A 20580-nucleotide genomic window follows, 5' to 3' on the forward strand; every position below is an offset into this window, starting at 1 on the left:
CACGGCGGCGCCCTACTGGAGTCAACGCCCGCCCACCGCGGGTTGCCAGACAAAATGACTCCAGGCCGGTCTCCGGGCTTGCGAGGGTCATGAACGCATCGCCTTCCCATGCGCGTGGCGCACAGTGGCGTATCGATGCGGTCGCTCGCTTACCGTTGCGGGGGCAGCGTCGGACTTCAACCGACTTCCCGTTTCACCTCACGCGCGGCGGCGTGAGACACCTGAAGCGGGCGGATATGACCATTCGCACCCGCTCAAGTCAAGGCGCGGGGGCAATTGTGGGAGGCGCTTTGGCGGCCGTAAGTCCACTCGTGGGTTGGACTCAGGCGTAGGGTGGACAACGCGCAGCTTGTCCACAACGGCGACTAGTTTCCGCCCTGCTCGTCGATACGCAAATCCGGTAGCGCCCTACCAGCTACCAGGCGCTCATCGACCAGACGGATCACCGCCGCCTCGTCCTGGATGCCGTACCACTCGCCCTGTGGATAAAGACTTGCGGTCGGCCCCAGGTCGCAGGGGAACTGGCACTGGCTGCGGGTGATATGCACGCCGCCGTCGCACTCCAGCTTGCCGGCGGCCTTGAGCCGCTGGCGCAGGGTTTTCCACAGGCCCAACGCCCCCTTGCGCGTGCAGCGCGGGCCGTTGCACAGCAGCAGGCGCTGCGCATGCGGCGGAATCTGCGACCAGGCATGGTGCGCCGGCACGGGCGGCACATCACTGCAGGGCAGATGCGTTTCGCGCCGTTCCAGCAACGCGCCCAGGCCATCGAGCCAGACATCCTCCAGCGCCGTGCAGACAACGAACACCCCCGCCCCATCGCCGCGCTCGGCGATACGCTCGCGCAGCCAGTCCCGGTGCGCGGCATCGGCGCGCGGCTCCAGATCCACCACCAGCAGCGGTCGTGGCGCCTCATCGATGGCCTGCCAGAAGCCGTCCTGCTCGCTGTCCTGCAGATGCGCCTCGCCCAGCAGTGCTTCGACGCGCTGCTGCAGACGCTCGGCCGATGCCCCACGACCAAGGCCGGGGCCGATGAACAGAACGCGGGCGTAGGGGGCTTGGCTCATGACGGTCTCCAGAACGGGCCGGCAGTCTAGCCGCTTCGGCACGATGGCCATACCCCAACATGTCGACTCCGCACGGCTGGGGTGTTATCCGGTCTGACCGGTGATTTTGGCAATCGCCGCGCCATTTTCACGGGATAACCCCGTATCACCATGCTCCATCGGCAACAGCCAGACGCTTACGAAAACTGCCTGACCAGCGGTCATTAATCTGCATTAAGGCGCTCTGTTTCGGGCTTTTCAACGTATCTAATCACGACTCGACTGAGGTAACGCGCCAGACGGGGGCTTGCCGGGTAGAAAAATTGCGCTTAGCCTGAACTGGTCAGACCGGTAATACCATAAAAACAATCTGGCGTTCGCTTCTGGGCCTCCGTGAGGGCATGGATGACGCGCCGAACGGAGACCTCGACGATGCTCAAACTGCTTCCCCGCTCGCTCTTCCTGCAAGTCGTGATAGGCCTGGTGCTCGGCGTGTTGTGCGGCCTCAGCCTGCCCGAACTTTCCATCCAGCTGAAACCCCTTGGCGATGGCTTCATCAAGCTGATCAAGATGCTGATCGCGCTGATCGTCTTCTGCGTGGTGGTCAGCGGCATTTCCGGTGCAGGTGACCTGAAGAAAGTCGGCCGCATTGGCCTGAAATCGGTGATCTATTTCGAGGTGCTGACCACCTTCGCCCTGATCCTCGGGCTGGTAGTGGCCTACGGCTTGGGCCTGGGCTCGGGTGCCAACCTCCACCTCAACGAGTTGTCGACCAGCGATGCCGCGCTCTATGCCAGCCGCACCCAGGAGCTGCACGGCCCGGCGACCTTCATCATGGACTTGATCCCCACCTCGGTGCTGGGTGCATTCGCCGACAACAACATTCTCCAGGTGCTGCTGTTCGCCGTGCTGTTCGGCAGCGCGCTGAATCTGGTCGGCGAGCAGGCTAGCGGCGTGGCCAAGCTGATCAACGAGTTCAGCCACGTGATCTTCCGCATCATGGGCATGATCGTGCGCCTGGCGCCGATCGGCGTGTTCGGCGCCGTGGCCTTTACCACCAGCAAGTACGGCCTCGACTCGCTCAGCCACCTCGGCGCCCTGGTGGCGGTGTTCTATGTGACCTGTTTCCTGTTCGTACTGATCGTCCTCGGCGGCGTGCTGCGTCTGTGCGGCGTGCCTCTGCTGCCCTTCCTGCGCTACTTCCGCGAGGAACTGACCATCGTCATGGGTACCGCCTCATCCGATGCCGTGCTGCCGCAGATCATGCGCAAACTCGAGCACATGGGTGTCCGCAGCTCCACAGTCGGCCTGGTGATTCCCACCGGCTACTCGTTCAATCTCGATGGTTTCTCCATCTACTTGACGCTGGCGGTGGTGTTCATCGCCCATGCCACCGGCACCGACCTGGCGATGAGCGACCTACTCACCATCCTGCTGGTCTCGCTGATCACCTCCAAGGGCGCCCACGGCATTCCCGGTTCGGCGCTGGTCATCCTCGCCGCGACCCTCACCGCGGTGCCGGCAATACCCGCTGCCGGCCTGGTGCTGGTGCTGGCGGTCGACTGGTTCATGGGCATCGGCCGGGCGCTGACCAACCTGATCGGCAACTGCACCGCCACCGTGGCCATCGCCCGCTGGGACAACGACATCGACCTGCAGCGCGCCCATGCGGTTCTCGACGGTAAGCTGAGTGCCTACGGCGCAAGCAAGGGCTCCAGCACGATGCGTGTGGCGGTGGGCCAGGAAGGCGAGGCGCGCAGCTGATGACAACCCGGGCCTGGTCTGCTCTCATCGCCAAGCCGCAAAGCGTAGCCGGCTGTGAGCGTGGCTATGCCCGGGCGTGCGCTGGCACTCATCGTTTTGCGGTTTAGGGAGGCCCCATGTTTTCGTCATCCAAGCTGGTCGACGCGGTAGTCCGCAAGTTGCTCGCCCCCATCGAGCAGGGCCTGTGGCCGGCAGGCCAGATGCTGCCGGGCCAGCGCGAACTGGCCGAGCAGATGGAGGTCAGCCGTCCCAGCCTGCGCGAGGCGATCACCATCCTGGAAACCCTGGGCGTGGTGCGCTCGCTGCCTGGCAAGGGCGTCATGGTGCTGGAGCGCCAGGGCGCCGCGCTGCCCGAGGTGCAGGCGCCGCCCAGCGCGACCACCGCCGACGTGCTGGAGCTGCGCTACGCGCTGGAGCCCTTCATCGCCGGCCTGGTCGCCCAGTCGCTCGACGGTGCCGAACTGAGCCAGCTGCGCCTGTTGCTGCTGGACATGCGCGAGGCGATCGAGGATGGCGACATGCGCGCCCTTGCCAGCGCCTACACCAGCTTCCACCGCAAACTGGTGGCACTCAGTTCCAACCCGATCTTCCTCAGCGTGGCCAAGCAGATCGGCGGTGCCCTGGAGCAAAGCGACCAACTGATCCGGCACAACCCGGACTACGCCGAAGACATCCTTCAGGAACACGAGGCGATCCTGCGCGCCATCCGCCGCCAGGACAGCGAGCAGGCCAGCCAGGCGATGCGTCAGCACATTCTCAACGAAGGCACCCGCCTGAACATCAACCTCCGCGTACCGCAGGCGTGAGCCTCACGCCGCCTGGCTTGCCTGGCAGCAGCCGGCCGGTACCTCGACGCGGCCTGCAGTCCGGAACCCATCGACAGGTGTGATCATGAATCTTGCCGATCAGCCAACCCGCCGCGCGAGCGTCGGCGGTGGCAAACCCACCAGCCATTTCATCTACCAGAGCATTTACGCGGCGATCCTCAACCGCCGTCTGACACCCACCGCAAAATTGGACAAAAACACCCTTGGGCGCATCTTCGGAGTCAGCGGCTGGACGGTACAGCGCGCCCTGACCCGGCTGGCCGAAGAAGGCGCGGTAACCCTGGAACCGCGGCAGATCGCCCAGATCACAAGGCCCAGTGAGCAGCAGGCCCACCAAGTGCTGGAAGCACGCCTTCTAGTCGAAACAGAGGTCATTCGCCTACTCGGTACGCGTCCGGCGGACGCACGCCTGAACGAGGTGCATGCGCTGGTGGAAAACCAGCGGGCCTGCCTGGCCGCTGGCGATGGCGCGGGCCTGATCGAGCAGGCCGGGCAGTTTCACCTGAAACTGGCGGAACTGGCCGGCAACACGCTGCTGCTCGAGTTTCTTCGCGGCCTGCTGTCGCGCGCCTCGCTGAATGTCGCCCTGAGCCGGGGCGTGGTCTATTCGGCACAGACCTGCGAAGAACACCTGGCGCTGATCACGGCGCTGGAAGCGGGCGATATTGCCCACGCGACCCAACTGCTGATCGACCACCTGCATGGCGTGTTCGACAGGATGTGCTTTGCGCCCACGCCGACGGCTGACCTGCATGCCGCCTTCAAGGTCAGACGCACGGCCTGATCAAGCATCGCGGTTCCCCAATTCCCGCAGACAGCGGTGAATCAGCCACGCCCAGCAGCGGCACCCTGTATCAGAGCCGCTGCTGCAACACCTCCCATAATGCCTCCATCTCGGCGAACTCCCGATCTACCGCTGACAGCGCCGGCCGACGCAACAGCAGCACCGGCAAACCCAGCTCGCGGGCGGCCTGCAGTTTCGGCTCGGTGGAGGCGCTGCCGCTGTTCTTGCTCACCAGCACGTCGCAGCGGATACGGGCGAACAGTGCGCGCTCCTCGTCCAGGGAGAACGGCCCGCGTGCGCCGATGATCTCGGCGCGCGGCGGCGCCGGCTCGCTCTGCAGGCAACGTACCGTCCAGTGCTGGTGCTCGGGAATCTCATGCAGATGCGCCAACGGCTCGCGCCCGGAGGTGAAGAATGGCCGTTCGAATGGCGCCAGCGCCCGGGTCAGTTCATTCCAGTCGTCCACCTCGCGCCAGTCGTCGCCGGGACCGGGCTGCCAGCCAGCCCGACGCAGCGCCCAGCAGGGCACACCCGCGATCTCGGCGGCGCGGGCGGCGTTATGGCTGATCTGCGCCGCATAGGGATGGGTCAGATCGAGCAGCAGTTCGATGCCTTCGCTGGCGATAAAGGCCGCCAGGCCGTCGGCGCCGCCAAAACCGCCGACGCGCACGCGGCAGGCCAGATCGTCCGGCACCCGGCCGAGGCCGGCCAGACTGTAGACCGTCTCCGCTCCCAGCCGGCGCGCCAGGCGTAGGGCCTCGGCGGTACCGCCAAGCAGCAGGATACGCGCCGTCACGGTTTATAGGCCGCCAGCAGGGTGATCGGCAGCGCCGCGCGCCAGGTGTCGAAGCCACCCAGCGGCTGCGCCTGGGCCACGGTCAGGCGCAGCAGCTCGCCGCCATGCTGTTCGCGGAAGGCCACCAGCGCCGCCTCGCTCTGAATCGTTACCGCATTGGCCAGCAAGCGCCCACCCGGCTTGAGCGCGGCCCAGCAATCATCCAGCACACCAGGCACGGTGACGCCGCCGCCGATAAAAATGGCATCCGGCGCCGGCAACCCGGCCAGCGCCTCGGGTGCATGCCCGGCTACCAGTTGCAAGCCGGGTACGCCGAGGGCATCGCGGTTGTGGCGGATATGATCCTGACGCCCTTCGTTGGCCTCGATGGCGATGGCGCGGCAGGCCGGATGCGCGCGCATCCATTCGATGCCGATGGAGCCGCAACCGGCGCCGACGTCCCACAACAGCTCGCCGGGCAGCGGCGCCAGGCGCGCCAGGGTAACGGCGCGCACATCGCGCTTGGTCAGTTGTCCGTCGTGACGGTAGGCCTCGTCCGGCAGGCCGCAGGTCGGCGGAAGTAATTGCGCTCCGGCGTCGGCCAGGCACTGCACGGCCAGCAAGTTGAGATCGGCGCCTCGCGGCAGGTTCCAGCTTTCAGCCAGACCATCGATGCGGCGCTCGTCAGCAGCGCCGAGGTGCTCCAGCAGGGTGATCCGGCTGGCACCGAACCCGCGCGCACGCAGTGCCTCGGCGACCTGCGCGGGCGTGTCACCGTCGGCGCTCAACACCAGCAGGCGCACGCCGGGAAACAGCCGTGCGTTGAGCGTGGCCAACGGCCGACCGACCAGCGACAGCACTTCCACCTCCTGCAATGGCCAGCCCAGACGCGCCGCCGCCAGCGACACCGACGACGGTGCCGGCAGCACCAGCAGCTCATCGGCCGGCACCTGGCGCGTCAGGCTGGCGCCAACGCCGTAGAACATCGGGTCGCCACTGGCCAGCACACACACCGCCTCGCCACGCCGCGCCAGCAGCGGCTGCAGGTCGAAGGGGCTGGGCCAGGTTTCCCGCTCACCACTGATGCAGGGCGGCAGCAAGGCCAGCTGACGCGGCGCGCCGACGATGCGCGCGGCCGCCAGCAGCGCGCGGCGCGCGGCCTTGCCCAGACCGGGGTAGCCGTCTTCGCCGATGCCGACCAGGGTCAACCAGGGTTTCATCCAATGTCCTCGCACAGGCCCGACGGACCGCCTGTCCGCGCTCCGGGCAAAGCGGGCATAATAGCGCCTTCGTCGGTGCCCTTGAGTCGATACGACTCAGTAAAGGGCCTAAGGAAACTCTGAAATAGTCGTCATTCCCGCGCAGGCGGGAATCCAGAATCTCAGTACTACCTGGGCTCCCGCCTTCGCGGGAGTGACGGTAAATGGCCATTTCAGAGCTTCCCCAAGAGGGAACACGGTTCACCGTGGCTGCCCCCGCAACTGTAAGCAGCGAGTCCAATGCAATCGGCCACTGGGTAACCGGGAAGGCGCAGCGGATCAAGACCTGTCAGCCAGGAGACCTGCCGACGAACGCTGGTCGCGAGTGCCAACATCGGGCGGGGTGTACCGATGCCATGGAGTCCCCCTGTGGGCGGATTTCGCTGGTTCGGTCGCCGCGTCGTTATCCACAGGTGACCCCTTGTCCGCATCTGCTCGCCCCTCCGCCTGCCCCGGCCTGCTGCGTATCGTTCCCGCACTGGATGGCGGCATCTGCCGCATCAAGCTGCCCGGCGGCGTGCTGCGCAGTGCCCAGGCGCGGGCGATAGCCGAGGCAGCGCGGCATTGCGCCAGCGGCGTGCTGGAGCTGACCAACCGCAGCAACCTGCAGATTCGCGGCGTGCTGCCCGGCCAGGAAAGCGCGCTGATCGACGCCCTGCTCAGTGCCGGACTCGGCCCGCGCGTGGCCGCCGCTGACGATGTGCGCAACCTGCTGCTCAGCCCCGCCGCCGGCCTCGACCCGCAGGCGCGGATGGACGTGCGTCCGCTGGCGGCCCAGTTGCTCGACCTGCTGCAGGACACCCCGGCGCTGCATGCCCTGTCGCCCAAGTTCGCCCTGCAACTGGACGGCGGCGAAGCCCTGGCCATGCGCGAACATCCCCACGACCTGTGGCTGGCGGCTGAAGACGAGCAGCATCTGCTGCTGGGCCTGGCCGGCTGCCCTGGCGATGCGCCCGTGACGCGCGTCGAGGCGACCCAGGCAGTCGAGCTGGTGCGTCAGCTTCTGCTGTTGTTCCTCGAGTTGGCCACGCCCGAGCAGTCGCGCATGCGCCAGTTGCTGACCCAGGTGCCGCCCAGCGAACTGCTGCAACGCCTGCAGGCGCGCCTGGATTTCCCCCTGCAGCCGGCACCGGCCCACTGGCAGCCCGCCAAGACCGTCAGCCGTCCACCGGCAGGTATTTATCCACAGGCGCAGAGCGGCCTGTGCATGGTGGCAGCCGGCGCCCAGCTGGGTCGGCTGCATGCCGAACAGCTCATGGCACTCGCAGAGCTGTGCGAGCAACAGGGTGACGGCGAACTACGCCTGACGCCCTGGCAAGGTCTGCTGCTGGGCAACGTCCCGGAGGCCGGCGCCCGTGAGCTGCTGACTGCACTGAACGATCTGGGCCTGCTGAGCCACGCCGATGAGCCGCTGCTTGGCCTGGTCGCCTGTACCGGCTCGGCTGCCTGCGCACGCGGTCTGGCCGACAGCAAACACCACGCCCTGCACCTGGCCGAGCTGCTGCGTACCAGTGGCGCTCGCCCGCAGGTGCACCTCAGTGCCTGCCCGCGCAGTTGCGCCAGCGCCCGCGTCCAGCCCTACACCCTGCTGGCCAGCACGCCCGACCATTACCAGCTCTACCAACGCACGCCCGAGGCGCCCGGTTTCGGCCGCCTGCTGGCGCCGGCCATGACCATCGACGAAGCCGGCGCCTGGTTCGCCCGCCAATACCCCGCAGGAAAACCCGATGCTTGATTACATCCGCGACGGCCAGGAAATCTACCGCCGCTCCTTCGCCACCATCCGCGCCGAGGCCAATCTCGACGGCATCCCCGCCGACCTGGAAAAGCTCGCCGTGCGCGTGATCCACGCCTGCGGCATGGTCGACGTGGTGGAGGATCTGCGCTTCTCCGCCGGTGCCGGCGCCGCCGGCCGCAAAGCCCTGCTGGCCGGCGCGCCGATCCTCTGCGACGCGCGCATGGTCGCCGAGGGCATCACCCGCCCGCGCCTGCCGGCGAACAACCCGGTGATCTGCACCCTGCACGATGCCGGCGTACCGGAGCTGGCGCGCGAGGTCGGCAATACCCGCTCGGCGGTAGCCCTGGAGCACTGGCGCGAACATCTGGAAGGCAGTGTGGTGGTGATCGGCAATGCCCCCACCGCGCTGTTCTACCTGCTGGAAATGCTCGACGCCGGCGCGCCGAAGCCAGCGCTGATCATCGGCATGCCGGTGGGCTTTATCGGCGCGGCGGAATCGAAAGATGCGCTGGCCGAGGACAGCCGTGGCGTGCCCTACGTGATCGTGCGTGGCCGGCGGGGCGGCAGCGCCATGGCGGTGGCCGCGGTCAACGCCCTCGCCTCGGAGGTGGAATGATGGCCGGTCGTCTGCTCGGCCTCGGCGTCGGCCCCGGCGACCCCGAGCTGCTTACCCTCAAGGCCCTGCGTCTGCTGAAATCGGCGCCAGTGGTGGCCTACTTCGTGGCCAAGGCCAAGCACAATGCCGGCCACGGCGGTAATGCCTTCGGCATCATCGAGGCGCACCTGGACGCCAGCCAGCAGCGCCTGCCGCTGGTCTACCCGGTGACCACCGAGAAGCTCGCCCCGCCGCTCTCCTACGAGGATGTGATCGCCGATTTCTACGACACCTGCGCCGAGCAGATCGCCCGCCTGTTGGACGCCGGCCAGGACGTGGCGGTGATCTGCGAGGGCGACCCGTTCTTCTACGGCTCCTACATGTACCTGCACGACCGTCTGGCCGATCGCTACGAGGTGGAGGTGGTGCCCGGCGTGTGTTCGATGCTCGGCTGCGCCTCGGTGCTCGGCACCCCGCTGGTGTACCGCAATCAGTCCTTGAGCGTGCTCTCCGGCGTACTGGCGGAAGACGAGCTGGAGCAGCGCCTGCGCGACGCCGAAGCCGCCGTGGTGATGAAGCTCGGGCGCAACTTCGACAAGGTCCGCCGCGTGCTGCGCAAGCTGGGCCTGGATGGCCGCGCCCACTACGTCGAGCGGGCAACCATGGCCAGCCAGAAGATCGTGCCGCTGGACCAGGTGGAGCCGATGGATTCGCCGTACTTTTCCATGATTCTGGTGCCTGGGCAGAAATGGAGAGGCTAACCCGAACATGTGGGAGGGGCTTCAGCCGCGACAGTCGCCGCTAAAGCGCCTCCCACGGATCGCTACCTGGCCTCCCGGATGCAATCCGGGAAACCCATTCCCCGGATTGCATCCGGGCTACAGGATTTGCCACATGAACATCGTCATCCTCGGCGCCAGCGCGCTGGCCACAGCACAACGCCTCAAGGCGCTTTATCCACAGACGGTTATCCATGGCCTGCGCGGCCGTGCCGATGGCGCCGAGCGCCACTACGACGACTTCGGCGACCATCTGCGTGCGCTGTATCGCCAAGGCCAGCCGCTGCTGGTGCTGTGTGCCGCCGGCATCGTCATTCGTAGCCTCGCCGCTCTGCTGGCGGAAAAGGGCGCCGAGCCACCGGTGCTGGCCCTGGCCGAGGACGGCAGCGCCGTGGTGCCGCTGCTCGGCGGCCTGGCCGGGGTCAATCGTCTGGCCCGCGAGATCGCCGCACGCTTGGGTGTGACGCCGGCCATCACCACCAGCGGCGAGCTGCGCTTCGGTACCTGCCTGCTGGAGCCGCCCGCCGGCTACGCGCTGGCCGACCTGCAGCAGGGCAAGCGCTTCGTCAGCGACCTGCTCGGCGGCGAAAGCGTGCGCATCGAAGGCCAGGCGCCCTGGCTGGACGCTGCGCAGCTGCCTGTGGATAAAGCCGCGTCGCGGGTTATCCATATCACCGCCGAGCAGCGTCCGCCCCGCACCGACGAACTGCTGATCCACCCGCGCGTCGCCGCCGCGCTGATCGAACGCCCCGACGCCGACCTGTCGGCACGGCTGCAACAGGCGCTGAGCGCCGCCAACCTGGCGCCACAAGCGCTGGCCTGTCTGCTGGCGGACAAAAGCTGGATGGCCAATGCCGAGCTGCATACGGCAGCGGAGGTACTGAAACTGCCCCTGCGCTTTATCCACAGCACATCCGCACTGCCAGCCGAGCACCATGCCGGCGACGGCCTGCGCCTGCTGCTGGGCGAGCAACCACTGGATATCGAGCGCCTCGGCCAGCGCCGTGGGCGCCTCAGCGTGGTCGGCCTCGGCCCCGGCGCCGCCGAGCACATGACCCCGGCCGTACGCCGCGCCCTGGACGAAGCCGAAGACCTGCTCGGCTACGACACCTACGTGAAGATGGCCGGCCCGCTGCGCACCGATCAATGCCTGCACCCCAGCGACAACCGCGAGGAGCTGCAGCGCGCCGCCCACGCCTTCGAGCTGGCCGCCGCCGGCCGCCGCGTGGTGATGATCTCCTCCGGCGACCCCGGCGTGTTCGCCATGGCCGCTGCCGTGATGGAGGCGCTGGAAAGCCCGCAGAGCGAGGCCTGGCACGGCGTCGAGCTGGAGGTGCTGCCGGGCGTCTCCGCCGCCCTGGCCACCGCCGCCAAGGCCGGCGCGCCGCTGGGTCATGATTTCTGCCTGATCTCCCTGTCCGACAACCTCAAGCCCTGGGCGGTGATCGAGCAGCGCCTGCAGCATGCCGCCGCCGCCGATCTGGCCATGGCCTTCTACAACCCGATCTCCAAAGCCCGTCCCTGGCAGCTCGGCCGCGCCCTTGAGCTGCTGCGCCAGCATCGCGAACCACAGACCCTGGTGGTGCTCGGTCGTGATATCGGCCGCCCGGCCGAAGCCCTGCGCACCCTCACCCTCGGCGAACTGACGCCGGAGATGGTCGACATGCGCACCCTGGTGATCATCGGCTCCAGCCAGACCCGCCGCTTCCCCCGCGCCGATGGCGGCGAGTGGGTGTACACGCCGCGCTGGTATCCCGAGAGCTAAGGCCAGCGGATGGCCGAGCATCTGGGCTCCCGCCTTCGCGGGAGTGACGGTGATTAGCAGGGAAAACGTGTAGGAGCCCGCTTGCGGGCGATCCAGCCCCGTCCGCCAGCAAGCCGGCGCCTACGAAAGGCGCACCTGCACAAACCTTCTAGTCCTGTTCGCCGAACGCGCTAAGCTCTGACGTCCACAGCAACAGCGGGCAGCAGGCGATGAACGCGCAGTCATGGGTCGACCTCAAGCAGGATGCCGATACCGGCATCGAGGTGATCCGCGCGCATTTCGAGGGCCACGCCTACGATCCGCACTGGCACGACAGCTACCTGATCGGCTTCACCGAACAGGGCGTGCAGCAGTTCCATTGCCGTCGCGCGCTGTTCAGCAGCGTCGCGGGGCAGACCTTCTTCCTCGAACCCGGTGATATCCACGACGGCCACGCACCGACCCCGGGCGGCTTCACCTACTCCACGCTCTATCTCGAGCCGGCCTGGCTGGAACGCGCGCTGCCGGCGCTGTTCGAGCAGGCACCCGGCGATTGCCTGCCCGGCGTGCCACGCACCCAGCCGGACGACCCCGGCCTGCTGCCGTGCATCGCCAACGCCCTGCAGGCACTGAACGAAGACGAGCCGCGCATGGTGCGCGACGCCGCACTGGATGCACTGCTGGAGCGCATCTCGCGCAGCCTGCACTGGCGCCAGCGCGTGCAAGGCAACCCGCAGATCCCCAGCATGGCCCTGCGCGCTCGCGAGTACCTGCACGCGCACTTTCACCAGAACATCGGCCTCGACGAACTGGCTCGGGTCTGTGGCGTCGACCGCTTTCGCCTGAGCCGTGCCTTCAAGGCCGCCTTCGGCATCGCCCCCCACGGTTACCTGATCCAGCTGCGACTGGTACGCGCACGCCGTCTGCTGGCCCTTGGTACTGCGCCAGCGGATGTCGCCAGCGACCTGGGCTTCGCCGATCAGAGCCATCTGGGCCGCTGGTTCCGCCGCGCCAACGGCCTCACCCCGGGCGCCTACCGCAGCCTCTGCACAAAGCTTCAAGACCGCTGAGCGAGCCGCCCGGACAATCGCCTCCATGCCTTCGATATGGAGCGATGCAAAATGCCTTTCACTGCCCGCCGGGCCCAGCCATGAACCAGTGGCTGCCCTTCCTCCTCTTCGCCTCGGTGGCCTCGATCACTCCCGGCCCGACCAACCTGTTGATCCTCGGCAGCGCCGCCCGCTTCGGCCTGTCCATCGCTCTGGCCATAGCAGTCGGGGCGAGCCTCAGTGCCAGTCTGATGCTGCTGGTGGTGGGCCTGGGCCTCGGCGAACTGCTGGCGCGCGCACCGCTGCTGCAAACGGTGATGGCCTGGGCCGGCGCGGTCTGGATCAGCTGGATGGCTTGCACGCTGATGCGCGCTGACGCCACTGGACTGGGCACGCGCAGCGTCGATCGACGCCAGGGCTTCATCCAGGGTGCCGGCCTGCAACTGATCAATCCCAAGACCTGGCTGATGACCGTCTCGGTCACCGCGATCTTCCTCGATGGCCAGGCCTCGCTCGGCGCGGTGGCAAGCTGCGCGGCGCTGTTTCTGCTGGTGTCTACCCCTTGCCTGCTGGCCTGGGGCGTGCTCGGTATCGGCAGCGCGCGCCTGCTGCGGCGACCGATCTGGTTGCGACTGTTCAACCGCTGCATGGCCCTGTTGCTGCTGGCCTCGGTGTGGGTGCCGTTGCTGTCACAGCTTCGCGGCTAAAGCCGCTCCTACGCCGTGCCTTTGGCTTGGCGGCGCATCGCCCCAGGCGTGGTACCGAAACGCTGGCGGAACAGCTTGCCCAGATGGCTGGCATCGCTGACGCCGATCTCGTCGGCGATCTGCGCCAGGCTGTGGCTGGAATTGAGCAGGCGCCAACGCACATGCTGCAGGCGCAACTCGTTCCAGTAGTCGCGCGTGCTCATGCCCTGGCTGGCGTGGAACAGGCGGTCGAGCTGACGGCGGCTGATGCCGACGCTCGCGGCCAGGGGCTCGATACCATCGGCACTTGCCAGGCCGTGACGCATCAGGGCGATGGCGCGATCGACATGGCGCTCACCGCTCGGCGTGGTGTGCAGCGAACGCAGCGCATGCTGGCCGCTGCGCGTCTCGTCCACCAGCATGTCGGCCAGGCCCTTGAGTGCCCGCGCCCGGCCGCTGCCCTGGGCCAGCAGCTCCACCGCCAGATCGATGGCCGCCGTGCCGCCGGCGCAGGAGATTCGCACGCCGTCCAGGCAATACAGGCGCTCGCGAGCCAGGCGCAGGTGCGGGAAACTGGCGCGGAACTCCGCCTCATGCCGCCAGTGCACCGCGACCCGATGGCCGTCGAGCAGCCCGCAGGTAGCCAGCAGGAAGCTGGCGTTATCGATCGCCACCAGCTTCACCCCAGCGCGGGCCGCGCGTCGCAGCAGCGGCTGGTAGGTCGGCGCCAGCGCGGCGGTTGCCTGCGCGTTGCGCCCGCCGAACAGCACCAGATAGTCATAGTCGGCCAGATCGAGCTGCTCCGGCGTGGCCTCGATGCGCAGCGCAGCGCCGCTGCTGGACAGCACATGCCCCGGCTGCAGGCCGAGAATCGTCCAGGCGCAGTAGCGCTGGCGGCTGTAGTCCTCGTCGTCGGCGCTGAAGCGCAACTTGTCGAGAAACCCACCGAACGGCAGCAGGGCGAACTCCGGCAAGGGCAGCAGGAGAAAACGCAGATCGGGGCTTTCGGCCATGCTCAGTCCAGAATCAACCGTTGAATGACCAGAATCTACCTCATTCCCGCCCCTGTCGCTGACTAGACTGGCCACCCCCGCACAGGAGACCCGCATGGCCCTCGAACTCTGGCTCGTCTACTTCGTCGCCACCCTTGGCCTGGCGCTGACACCCGGTCCCAACAGCCTGTTGGCGCTGACCCATGGCGGGCTGTATGGCGCGCGCATGGCGCTGGCCACCATCCTTGGCGGCGTGGTCGGCTTCAGCGCGCTGATCGCCCTGGCCATGTTCGGTCTCGGCGCCTTGCTCAAGACCGCGCCCACCGCACTGCTGGCGCTCAAGTGGGTCGGCGGCGCCTACCTGATCTGGCTGGGCGTGCAACTGTGGCGCTCGCCACCGATGAACATGACCCTGGCCGATAGCGGCGCCCGCCCCAGCGCCAGCCGGCTGTTTCGCCAGGGCCTGCTGTCGGCGCTGTCGAACCCCAAGGTGATCCTGTTCTACGGCGCCTTCCTGCCGCAGTTCGTCGACCCGCAGCGCGGCCTGGCCGTACAGTTCGTGGTGATGGCAGCGACCTTTGCCGTGGTCGAGTTCCTCGTCGAGCTGCTGCTGGCGCTGCTGGCCTTCCGCGTGCGGCCCTGGCTGGAGCGCGGCGGCCGCGCCTTCAACCGCAGTTGCGGCGTGCTCTTCGTGCTGATCGGCGTGGCACTGCCGCTGGCACGCTAAGCCAAACGGTGGCTGTTGCGAGTGATACCTGCCTCACAGCCTGAGGACACAACCTTGCCAGGATGGCGCTGACCGATAGAATGCCGCCCTACCGATGCACCGGACGGCCAGCGTCCGGGCACATCCAACCAGCGATTAAGGACGATCAATATGCGGCATTTTCACTGCCTGCCAGTAGTTTTCTCCGCTCTGATTCTCGGGTGTGCCAGCACGCCCGAGCAGCACGACACGACTGCGGATCTCAACGCCACCCTGCCCAACTTGACGCTGAATGCTGTGCTGCCCTCTGCGCAGGCGAATTCGTACTGCACGCCGCAGATGGATAGCGACATTCTCTACGGTGTGGGCATGCAGCTGTTCAACGCCAACGACACGGCAAACGCCAGAAGCTGTCTGATTTTCGCCGCTCCCGAACACAACCGGGCCTTCTGCTACCTGTCGCTGATTGCCGACAGAGACCAGGAAAAAACCCAGGCCGAGAGGGATCAGGAATCCTTCAACTACATCGCCTATGCCGCGAGCCAGAACGATTGGTGCGCAGAGTACGGCATGTGGCGCATCTACCAGATCGGTAGCAAAGGTGTGGAGCGGGACCCGGAGCTCGCCAAGCGCTGGCTGGAGCGCTCGGCTCTGCACGGCTATGGTGAATCGCAAAGCGCGCTTGCCTATCGCTACGAGGCGGACGAGGACTTCGTTGCCGGCCTGGCCTGGACACGCATCCTCGGCGAAGACGACGACCTCGAACAGCAGGAACGCCTGCGCCAGCAGATGGACGCAAAGCAGCTCGCCGCAAGTGACAAGCTCTATGAGAGCCTGAAAAAGCGGGTAACCAGCAAGGAAGCCATGTACGCGGAAGCACGCGAAGAGGATATCGGCCGCTACTCGGCGACCATCCACCTCAACGATCCCGAGGTTCTCCAGGGCATGGAGACGGAGCAGCGTCGCGACTTCATCCGCCAGGCCATGTTCACCGCGCTGGACCTACCCTATGTAGAAACGCGCGAGCAGGTCACCCTGTACATGGTGCTGTCGCGCCGCGCCCAGATGCTCGAACCGGGTGCCGACATTCTGCAGAACCCGCAATTGGTAGCGCTGCTGCAGAATACGGAGCTGTCGTTCGAGCAGGCGAATGCCGATGCTCGGCGGATCATCGAAGACACCTATCGCTGACACGCCCTCTCCAAGGCCCATGATCCTCATCATGGGCCTTGTCACTTCAGGCCTTCAGCGCCTCGCCAATCGCGTAGTAATGCCCGCCCGCCACGTGATGCAGGCTGCGCAGGTTCGGGTCGGCCGTTTCGAAATGCCAGCGGCCATCGCGGAACACGCGCTCATCGGCCCAGGCCGCGATCACCTCGCCGATGAACAGGTCGTAGGCCAGCTGGTTGTGCGGCTCATCGAGCAACCGGCAGACCAGCCAGGCCGAGCAGCCGGCCACCAGCGGCACATCGTGGCCTTCCATCGTGAACAGCTCGACGCCGGCATGGGCCAGCTTCGCCGGATCGTCGGCCAGGCTGGCATTGCCCACCGCCTGGGTCAGTTGCAGTTGCGCCACGGTCGGCACCTGGATGACGAACAGACCGCTGCCTTCGATCAATGCACGGGTGCGGGTGGCCTTGTCGATCACTACGGTCAGCTTCGGCGGGTCGAAATCCAGGGCGCAGCACCAGGCTGCGGCCATGACGTTATCCACAGCCTGGTGGCGAGCCGAGACCAGCACGGTTGGGCCATGGTTGAGCAGACGGTAGGCCTTGGCCAGATCGACGGGGCGGATAGGCGCGCTCATGCAGACTCCTGAAAGCGAAAAAGGCGCTCGCATGCTGGCCCGTGAAGGCCCGCATCGCAAGCGCCTGCTGCAGTGGCTTTTGATCAGAATTCCTGCACGGTCGGGCGCAGGACGATCTCGTTGATGTCGACATCGGCCGGCTGCTCGATGGCGTAGGCGATGGCACGCGCCACCGATTCGGCTGGAATCGCCTGCCTGTAGAAGTCGACGACGAAGTCACGGCTCTGCTGGTGCGAGCTGCCGAACTTCAGCTCGGAGTCCACCGCGCCCGGCTCGATGGTGGTGGTGCGGATGCTGCCACCGACCTCGTGACGCAAACCTTCGGAGATGGCGCGTACGGCGAACTTGGTGCCGCTGTAGACGGTGCCGCCCGGGCTGAACACCTTGATCCCGGCCACCGAGGCGATATTGATGAAATGCCCGGCGTTCTGCTGCTGGAACACCGGCAGCGCCGCGGCGATGCCGTACAGCACACCCTTGATGTTGATGTCGATCATGCGATCCCACTCCTCGACACGCACGTCGCTCATCGGCGCGATGGCCATCAGCCCGGCGTTGTTGACCAGTACGTCGACGCGGCCGAAGGTGTCCAGTGCACCCTGGATCAGCGCCTTGACCTCGTCGGCGCGAGTCACGTCGGTCTGATAGGCCACGGCCTCGCCGCCAGCGGCGACCAGTTCGCTGACCAGCTGCTCGAGACGCTCCTTGCGCCGCGCCGCCAGCACCACCTTGGCGCCCAGCTGGCTCAGGTGACGCGCGGTGGCTTCGCCCAGGCCGCTGCTGGCGCCGGTGATGACCACGACCTTGCCGGAAATGTTGTTGCTCATGGGTAAGCCCTCTCTCGATTGGTTGGAGTGTCCGCGCCATACGCCGGACATGGGCTCACGTTAGAGGTGATTTCAGTTTCAATGAATGGAAGAGTTTGGATTAGGCTATTCCATATTCCGGAATACAGAGGCGCCCCGACATGCTCAACCGCATGGAGATGATCCGCATCTTCTGCAGCGCGGCCGACTGCAGCAATTTCCGCGAGGCGGCGACTCGCCTGGGGGTTTCCCCACAAGCGGTGACCCGTGCGATCAAGGCGCTGGAGGAGGAGCTGGGCGAGATTCTCTTTCACCGCAACACCCGCCAGGTGCATATCACCGCCTTCGGCGAGGCCTACGCGGTGCGCGCGCGGCAGATGCTGGAGGATTTCGACGCGTTGTTTCGCGGTCATCGCGCCGAGGCCGAGTCAGCCATCGCCGGGCGCATCGGCATCACCGCGCCGCAGGCCATCGGCAAGCGCTTTCTGGTGGCGTTCCTGCAACCCTTGCTCAAGCAGCACCCACAGCTGGTGCTGAACCTGCGCCTGGAAGACGAGATCACCGACGCGGTGGAGGCACAGATCGACATCGGCATCCGTGTCGGCTTCCTGCGTGACAGCCGCTACGTCGCCCGCGCCCTGGCACCGGTACCGCTGCAGGTGGTGGCCACGCCGGAACTGATCAAAGCCACCGGCAAGCCGCGCACCCTCGACGAGCTGCAGCAGCGCCCGCTGTCGGTGCTGATCGACCGCAAGAACGGTCGCCCCTGGCCGTGGACCTTCGCCCACGGCCCCAGCCTGCATCCGCCCGCGCCAGCGCTGGTGTGCGACGACCCCGAAGCCGAGCTGGAGGCCGTGCTCGCCGGCCTGGCCTACGGCCAATTGCCCGCCTACCTGGCGCAGCCCTATCTGCAAAGCGGCCACCTGCAGGCGGTGCTGACGGAGCAGGCGCCCGATCCCTGGCAGCTGTTCATCTACCGCCCACAGCAGGGCCCGGTGTCGCCAAGGGTGCGCCTGGTGTTCGATCACCTGCGCGCCTGCTTCTGCGATCCGGCGCAGTTTCCCCAGGGCTGAGGTCGCTCACGGCAACGCCGCTGTCGCCTGCGAAGCGCCTGCCCCGGCTATCGCTCCGTAACCTGCCTGAAGCCGTCTAAATCAGGGATCAGGAGCGTCGCATGAATGCCATCAGCACAGGCCAGCAGGTCAGCCCGGCCACCTTGCACAAGGTGATTGCCGCCTCGGCCATCGGCAACTTCGTCGAGTGGTTCGACTTCGCCGTCTACGGTTTTCTCGCCGTGACCATCGCCTCGCTGTTCTTCCCACCGGGCAATCCGACCCTGGCGCTGCTGCAGACCTTCGCCGTGTTTGCCGTGTCGTTCGCCCTGCGCCCGCTCGGTGGCATCGTCTTCGGCATTCTCGGCGACCGCATCGGACGCAAGCGCGTGCTGTCGATCACCGTGCTGCTGATGGCCGGCGCCACCACGCTGATCGGCCTGCTGCCGACCTACGCCAGCATCGGCCTGTTCGCCCCGCTGCTGCTGGCACTGGCGCGCTGCCTGCAAGGTTTCTCCGCCGGTGGCGAGTATGCCGGCGCCTGCGCCTTCGTGATGGAGCACGCGCCCACCGAGCAGAAGGCCCGTTATGGCAGCTTCGTGCCGGTCTCGACCTTCATGGCGTTCGCCTGCGCAGCCGGGCTGGTGTTCGGCATGGGCTTCTGGCTGGACGAAGCGCAGATGCAGGCCTGGGGTTGGCGCGTGCCCTTCCTGATCGCCGCACCACTGGGCCTGGTCGGCCTGTACATGCGCCTGCGTCTGGACGAGTCACCGGCCTTCCAGGCCCTGGCCGCGCAACCTCATCCGGAACATTCGCCGTTGCGCGAAACCCTGCGCGAGCACGGCAGTACCGTGCTCTGCCTGTCGGCATTCATCTCCGCCACGGCGCTGTCGTTCTACATGTTCACCACCTACCTGACCACCTACATGCAGGTGGTCGGTGGCGCAGCACGGCCGGTGGCCTTGCTGGCCAGCCTGATCGCACTGTTCTTCGCCGCCCTGCTCTGCCCCTTCGTCGGGCGTTACTCGGATCGCGTCGGCCGCCGCCGCACCATCCTGACTGCCGGGGTGGCGCTGATCGTCGCGGTGTATCCGGCCTTTACCCTGGCCGCCTCGGGCACCCTGCTGGCTTCAGCCCTGGGCGCCATGCTGCTGGCGGTCGGTGCGGTGATCTGCGGCGTGGTAACCGCCGTGCTGCTGTCCGAGCAGTTCCCCACCCGCGTGCGCTACACCGCCTCGGCGTTCACCTACAACCTGGCCTACACGATCTTCGGCGGCACCGCACCGTTGATCGCCACCTGGCTGATCGAGGCAACCGGTAATCGCATGTCGCCGGCCTACTACCTGATCGTCATCGCCCTGCTGGCCCTGGCCGGTGGTCTGGCGCTGCCCGAGTCGTCGAAGCGATCTCTGAACTATCAACCGGCCTGAGGCCTCGCCACGCTTGACTCAGGGCTGCGGCGCACAGGCCGCAGCCTGTCTCCTGCCACCCCGGCAGGCGCTGGCGGTCATCGATGGCCGGACAGCGAATCAGGCAGTTGCGCAAAGTGGACCAGTAAAAATCCGTAAAAATGGATCTATGTGGCTAGACCACTGGTGCGTACATTCGTCCTCACCGGGCCGCAGTGGTTCTGCCAGTTGCAGAGGGGGCATCGGTTTCTTCTCAACTCGGATACGGATGATGACCATGAGCCAGCGCCTCGACTACTTCGCACTCTCCCCCAAGGCCTCCGGCAAGTACGCCGAATTCTCCACGCTGCTGACCCGCAGCCCGTTCCTCGCGCCGCTGGCTCACCTGGTCATGCTGCGTGCCTCGCAGATCAATGGCTGCGCCTTCTGCGTCGACATGCACGTGAAGGAAGCGAAGATCCATGGCGAGCGCGAGCTGCGCCTGCACCATGTCGCCGTCTGGCGCGAATCGCCGCTGTTCTCCGCGCAGGAGCGCGCCGCGCTGGAGTGGACGGAAGCCCTGACCCAGCTGTCGCCGCATGGCGTGTCCGACGCCATCTACGCCAACGTGCGCGAGCAGTTCTCCGAGCAGGAACTGTCGGAGCTGAGCTTCCTGGTGGTCGCCATCAATGGCTGGAATCGCCTGAGCGTGGCCTTCCGTAACGTGCCGGGCTCCGCTGACAAACAGTTCGGCCTGGACAAGGCCGACCTGGCCTGAAGCCCGAT

At 66.8% G+C, this 20580-nt stretch carries 20 protein-coding genes and 2 riboswitches; of the genes, 14 read left to right on the forward strand and 6 right to left on the reverse strand.

The window, feature by feature from the left end; all coding sequences use genetic code 11:
- Positions 1-46: 46 nt before the first annotated feature.
- A riboswitch (cobalamin riboswitch) is annotated at positions 47-240 on the reverse strand.
- Positions 241-365: 125 nt separating this feature from the next.
- On the reverse strand, positions 366-1064 hold the full coding sequence (locus BLR77_RS09520) for a (2Fe-2S) ferredoxin domain-containing protein (RefSeq protein ID WP_074677101.1): 699 nt from the start codon (positions 1062-1064) through the stop codon (positions 366-368).
- Between the two features lie 411 nt (positions 1065-1475).
- Here BLR77_RS09520 and BLR77_RS09525 point away from each other — a divergent pair, with 411 nt between their 5' ends.
- The 3 genes from BLR77_RS09525 to BLR77_RS09535 all read left to right on the forward strand — a co-directional run bounded on the left by BLR77_RS09525 (position 1476) and on the right by BLR77_RS09535 (position 4418).
- The gene (locus tag BLR77_RS09525; protein ID WP_074677103.1) at positions 1476-2807 is read left to right on the forward strand and encodes a C4-dicarboxylate transporter DctA; all 1332 of its coding nucleotides are present in this window, start codon (positions 1476-1478) and stop codon (positions 2805-2807) included.
- Positions 2808-2923: 116 nt separating this feature from the next.
- Complete coding sequence (locus BLR77_RS09530) at positions 2924-3613, forward strand: FadR/GntR family transcriptional regulator (protein ID WP_074677105.1); 690 nt, start codon at positions 2924-2926, stop codon at positions 3611-3613.
- 85 nt (positions 3614-3698) lie between these two features.
- Complete coding sequence (locus BLR77_RS09535; RefSeq protein WP_074677107.1) at positions 3699-4418, forward strand: GntR family transcriptional regulator; 720 nt, start codon at positions 3699-3701, stop codon at positions 4416-4418.
- Between the two features lie 70 nt (positions 4419-4488).
- Here the strand turns inward: BLR77_RS09535 and BLR77_RS09540 are convergent, their stop codons facing one another.
- Both BLR77_RS09540 and cbiE read right to left on the reverse strand, forming a co-directional pair.
- The gene (locus tag BLR77_RS09540; RefSeq protein ID WP_074677109.1) at positions 4489-5214 is read right to left on the reverse strand and encodes a cobalt-precorrin-6A reductase; all 726 of its coding nucleotides are present in this window, start codon (positions 5212-5214) and stop codon (positions 4489-4491) included.
- Complete coding sequence (gene cbiE / locus BLR77_RS09545) at positions 5211-6413, reverse strand: precorrin-6y C5,15-methyltransferase (decarboxylating) subunit CbiE (RefSeq protein WP_074677111.1); 1203 nt, start codon at positions 6411-6413, stop codon at positions 5211-5213. The genes BLR77_RS09540 and cbiE overlap by 4 nt, the downstream gene beginning before the upstream one ends.
- A gap of 180 nt (positions 6414-6593) precedes the next feature.
- A riboswitch (cobalamin riboswitch) is annotated at positions 6594-6776 on the forward strand.
- 97 nt (positions 6777-6873) lie between these two features.
- Between cbiE and cobG the strand changes: the two genes are divergently transcribed.
- From cobG to BLR77_RS09575, 6 genes are all read left to right on the forward strand, one after another.
- Complete coding sequence (gene cobG / locus BLR77_RS09550; protein WP_074677113.1) at positions 6874-8187, forward strand: precorrin-3B synthase; 1314 nt, start codon at positions 6874-6876, stop codon at positions 8185-8187.
- Positions 8180-8806 carry a precorrin-8X methylmutase gene (locus BLR77_RS09555; protein WP_074677115.1) on the forward strand — a complete coding sequence of 209 codons (627 nt, stop codon included), beginning with the start codon at positions 8180-8182 and terminating at the stop codon, positions 8804-8806. Before cobG ends, BLR77_RS09555 begins: the two co-directional genes overlap by 8 nt.
- Positions 8806-9546: a precorrin-2 C(20)-methyltransferase gene (locus BLR77_RS09560; RefSeq protein ID WP_074677916.1), complete on the forward strand. Its 741-nt coding sequence runs from the start codon at positions 8806-8808 to the stop codon at positions 9544-9546. Before BLR77_RS09555 ends, BLR77_RS09560 begins: the two co-directional genes overlap by 1 nt.
- 133 nt (positions 9547-9679) lie before the next feature.
- Positions 9680-11329 carry a precorrin-3B C(17)-methyltransferase gene (gene cobJ / locus BLR77_RS09565; protein WP_074677117.1) on the forward strand — a complete coding sequence of 550 codons (1650 nt, stop codon included), beginning with the start codon at positions 9680-9682 and terminating at the stop codon, positions 11327-11329.
- 209 nt (positions 11330-11538) lie between these two features.
- Positions 11539-12378 carry an AraC family transcriptional regulator gene (locus tag BLR77_RS09570; protein ID WP_074677119.1) on the forward strand — a complete coding sequence of 280 codons (840 nt, stop codon included), beginning with the start codon at positions 11539-11541 and terminating at the stop codon, positions 12376-12378.
- Positions 12379-12458: 80 nt separating this feature from the next.
- The gene (locus tag BLR77_RS09575) at positions 12459-13064 is read left to right on the forward strand and encodes a LysE family translocator (protein WP_074677918.1); all 606 of its coding nucleotides are present in this window, start codon (positions 12459-12461) and stop codon (positions 13062-13064) included.
- Positions 13065-13072: 8 nt separating this feature from the next.
- Here the strand turns inward: BLR77_RS09575 and BLR77_RS09580 are convergent, their stop codons facing one another.
- Positions 13073-14056 (reverse strand): GlxA family transcriptional regulator, encoded by a 984-nt coding sequence (locus BLR77_RS09580; protein ID WP_074677121.1) that lies wholly within the window; start codon positions 14054-14056, stop codon positions 13073-13075.
- Positions 14057-14150: 94 nt separating this feature from the next.
- Between BLR77_RS09580 and BLR77_RS09585 the strand changes: the two genes are divergently transcribed.
- Positions 14151-14762, forward strand: a complete 612-nt coding sequence (locus BLR77_RS09585) for a LysE family translocator (protein ID WP_074677123.1) — start codon at positions 14151-14153, stop codon at positions 14760-14762.
- Between the two features lie 348 nt (positions 14763-15110).
- On the forward strand, positions 15111-15932 hold the full coding sequence (locus BLR77_RS09590) for an SEL1-like repeat protein (RefSeq protein ID WP_238380558.1): 822 nt from the start codon (positions 15111-15113) through the stop codon (positions 15930-15932).
- Between the two features lie 46 nt (positions 15933-15978).
- On the opposite strand, the gene BLR77_RS09595 is transcribed toward BLR77_RS09590, so the two are convergent.
- A complete protein-coding gene (locus tag BLR77_RS09595; protein WP_074677127.1) occupies positions 15979-16548 on the reverse strand; it encodes a flavin reductase family protein in 570 nt (189 codons plus the stop codon).
- An 83-nt stretch (positions 16549-16631) separates the two neighbouring features.
- Entirely contained in the window at positions 16632-17375 is a 744-nt protein-coding gene (locus tag BLR77_RS09600; protein ID WP_074677129.1) for an SDR family oxidoreductase, read from the reverse strand.
- A gap of 140 nt (positions 17376-17515) precedes the next feature.
- On the opposite strand from BLR77_RS09600, the gene BLR77_RS09605 reads away from it, so the two are divergent.
- From BLR77_RS09605 to BLR77_RS09615, 3 genes are all read left to right on the forward strand, one after another.
- On the forward strand, positions 17516-18427 hold the full coding sequence (locus BLR77_RS09605; RefSeq protein ID WP_074677130.1) for a LysR family transcriptional regulator: 912 nt from the start codon (positions 17516-17518) through the stop codon (positions 18425-18427).
- Positions 18428-18528: 101 nt separating this feature from the next.
- Entirely contained in the window at positions 18529-19836 is a 1308-nt protein-coding gene (locus tag BLR77_RS09610) for an MFS transporter (RefSeq protein WP_074677132.1), read from the forward strand.
- A 247-nt stretch (positions 19837-20083) separates the two neighbouring features.
- Positions 20084-20572 (forward strand): carboxymuconolactone decarboxylase family protein, encoded by a 489-nt coding sequence (locus BLR77_RS09615; protein ID WP_083366052.1) that lies wholly within the window; start codon positions 20084-20086, stop codon positions 20570-20572.
- Positions 20573-20580 lie beyond the last annotated feature (8 nt).

This window comes from Ectopseudomonas alcaliphila (genome assembly GCF_900101755.1).
Classification (GTDB): domain Bacteria; phylum Pseudomonadota; class Gammaproteobacteria; order Pseudomonadales; family Pseudomonadaceae; genus Aquipseudomonas; species Aquipseudomonas alcaliphila.

Coding starts and splice junctions, on each gene's coding strand:
- BLR77_RS09575 (WP_074677918.1), top strand. CDS start 12,459: ATGAACCAGTGGCTGCCCTTCCTCCTCTTCGCCTCGGTGGCCTCGATC.
- BLR77_RS09525 (WP_074677103.1), top strand. CDS start 1,476: ATGCTCAAACTGCTTCCCCGCTCGCTCTTCCTGCAAGTCGTGATAGGC.
- BLR77_RS09590 (WP_238380558.1), top strand. CDS start 15,111: ATGCAGCTGTTCAACGCCAACGACACGGCAAACGCCAGAAGCTGTCTG.
- BLR77_RS09600 (WP_074677129.1), bottom strand. CDS start 17,375: ATGAGCAACAACATTTCCGGCAAGGTCGTGGTCATCACCGGCGCCAGC.
- BLR77_RS09615 (WP_083366052.1), top strand. CDS start 20,084: ATGATGACCATGAGCCAGCGCCTCGACTACTTCGCACTCTCCCCCAAG.
- cbiE (WP_074677111.1), bottom strand. CDS start 6,413: ATGAAACCCTGGTTGACCCTGGTCGGCATCGGCGAAGACGGCTACCCC.
- BLR77_RS09520 (WP_074677101.1), bottom strand. CDS start 1,064: ATGAGCCAAGCCCCCTACGCCCGCGTTCTGTTCATCGGCCCCGGCCTT.
- BLR77_RS09585 (WP_074677123.1), top strand. CDS start 14,151: ATGGCCCTCGAACTCTGGCTCGTCTACTTCGTCGCCACCCTTGGCCTG.
- BLR77_RS09555 (WP_074677115.1), top strand. CDS start 8,180: ATGCTTGATTACATCCGCGACGGCCAGGAAATCTACCGCCGCTCCTTC.
- BLR77_RS09530 (WP_074677105.1), top strand. CDS start 2,924: ATGTTTTCGTCATCCAAGCTGGTCGACGCGGTAGTCCGCAAGTTGCTC.
- BLR77_RS09605 (WP_074677130.1), top strand. CDS start 17,516: ATGCTCAACCGCATGGAGATGATCCGCATCTTCTGCAGCGCGGCCGAC.
- BLR77_RS09535 (WP_074677107.1), top strand. CDS start 3,699: ATGAATCTTGCCGATCAGCCAACCCGCCGCGCGAGCGTCGGCGGTGGC.
- BLR77_RS09580 (WP_074677121.1), bottom strand. CDS start 14,056: ATGGCCGAAAGCCCCGATCTGCGTTTTCTCCTGCTGCCCTTGCCGGAG.
- BLR77_RS09570 (WP_074677119.1), top strand. CDS start 11,539: ATGAACGCGCAGTCATGGGTCGACCTCAAGCAGGATGCCGATACCGGC.
- BLR77_RS09610 (WP_074677132.1), top strand. CDS start 18,529: ATGAATGCCATCAGCACAGGCCAGCAGGTCAGCCCGGCCACCTTGCAC.
- BLR77_RS09560 (WP_074677916.1), top strand. CDS start 8,806: ATGGCCGGTCGTCTGCTCGGCCTCGGCGTCGGCCCCGGCGACCCCGAG.
- BLR77_RS09595 (WP_074677127.1), bottom strand. CDS start 16,548: ATGAGCGCGCCTATCCGCCCCGTCGATCTGGCCAAGGCCTACCGTCTG.
- cobJ (WP_074677117.1), top strand. CDS start 9,680: ATGAACATCGTCATCCTCGGCGCCAGCGCGCTGGCCACAGCACAACGC.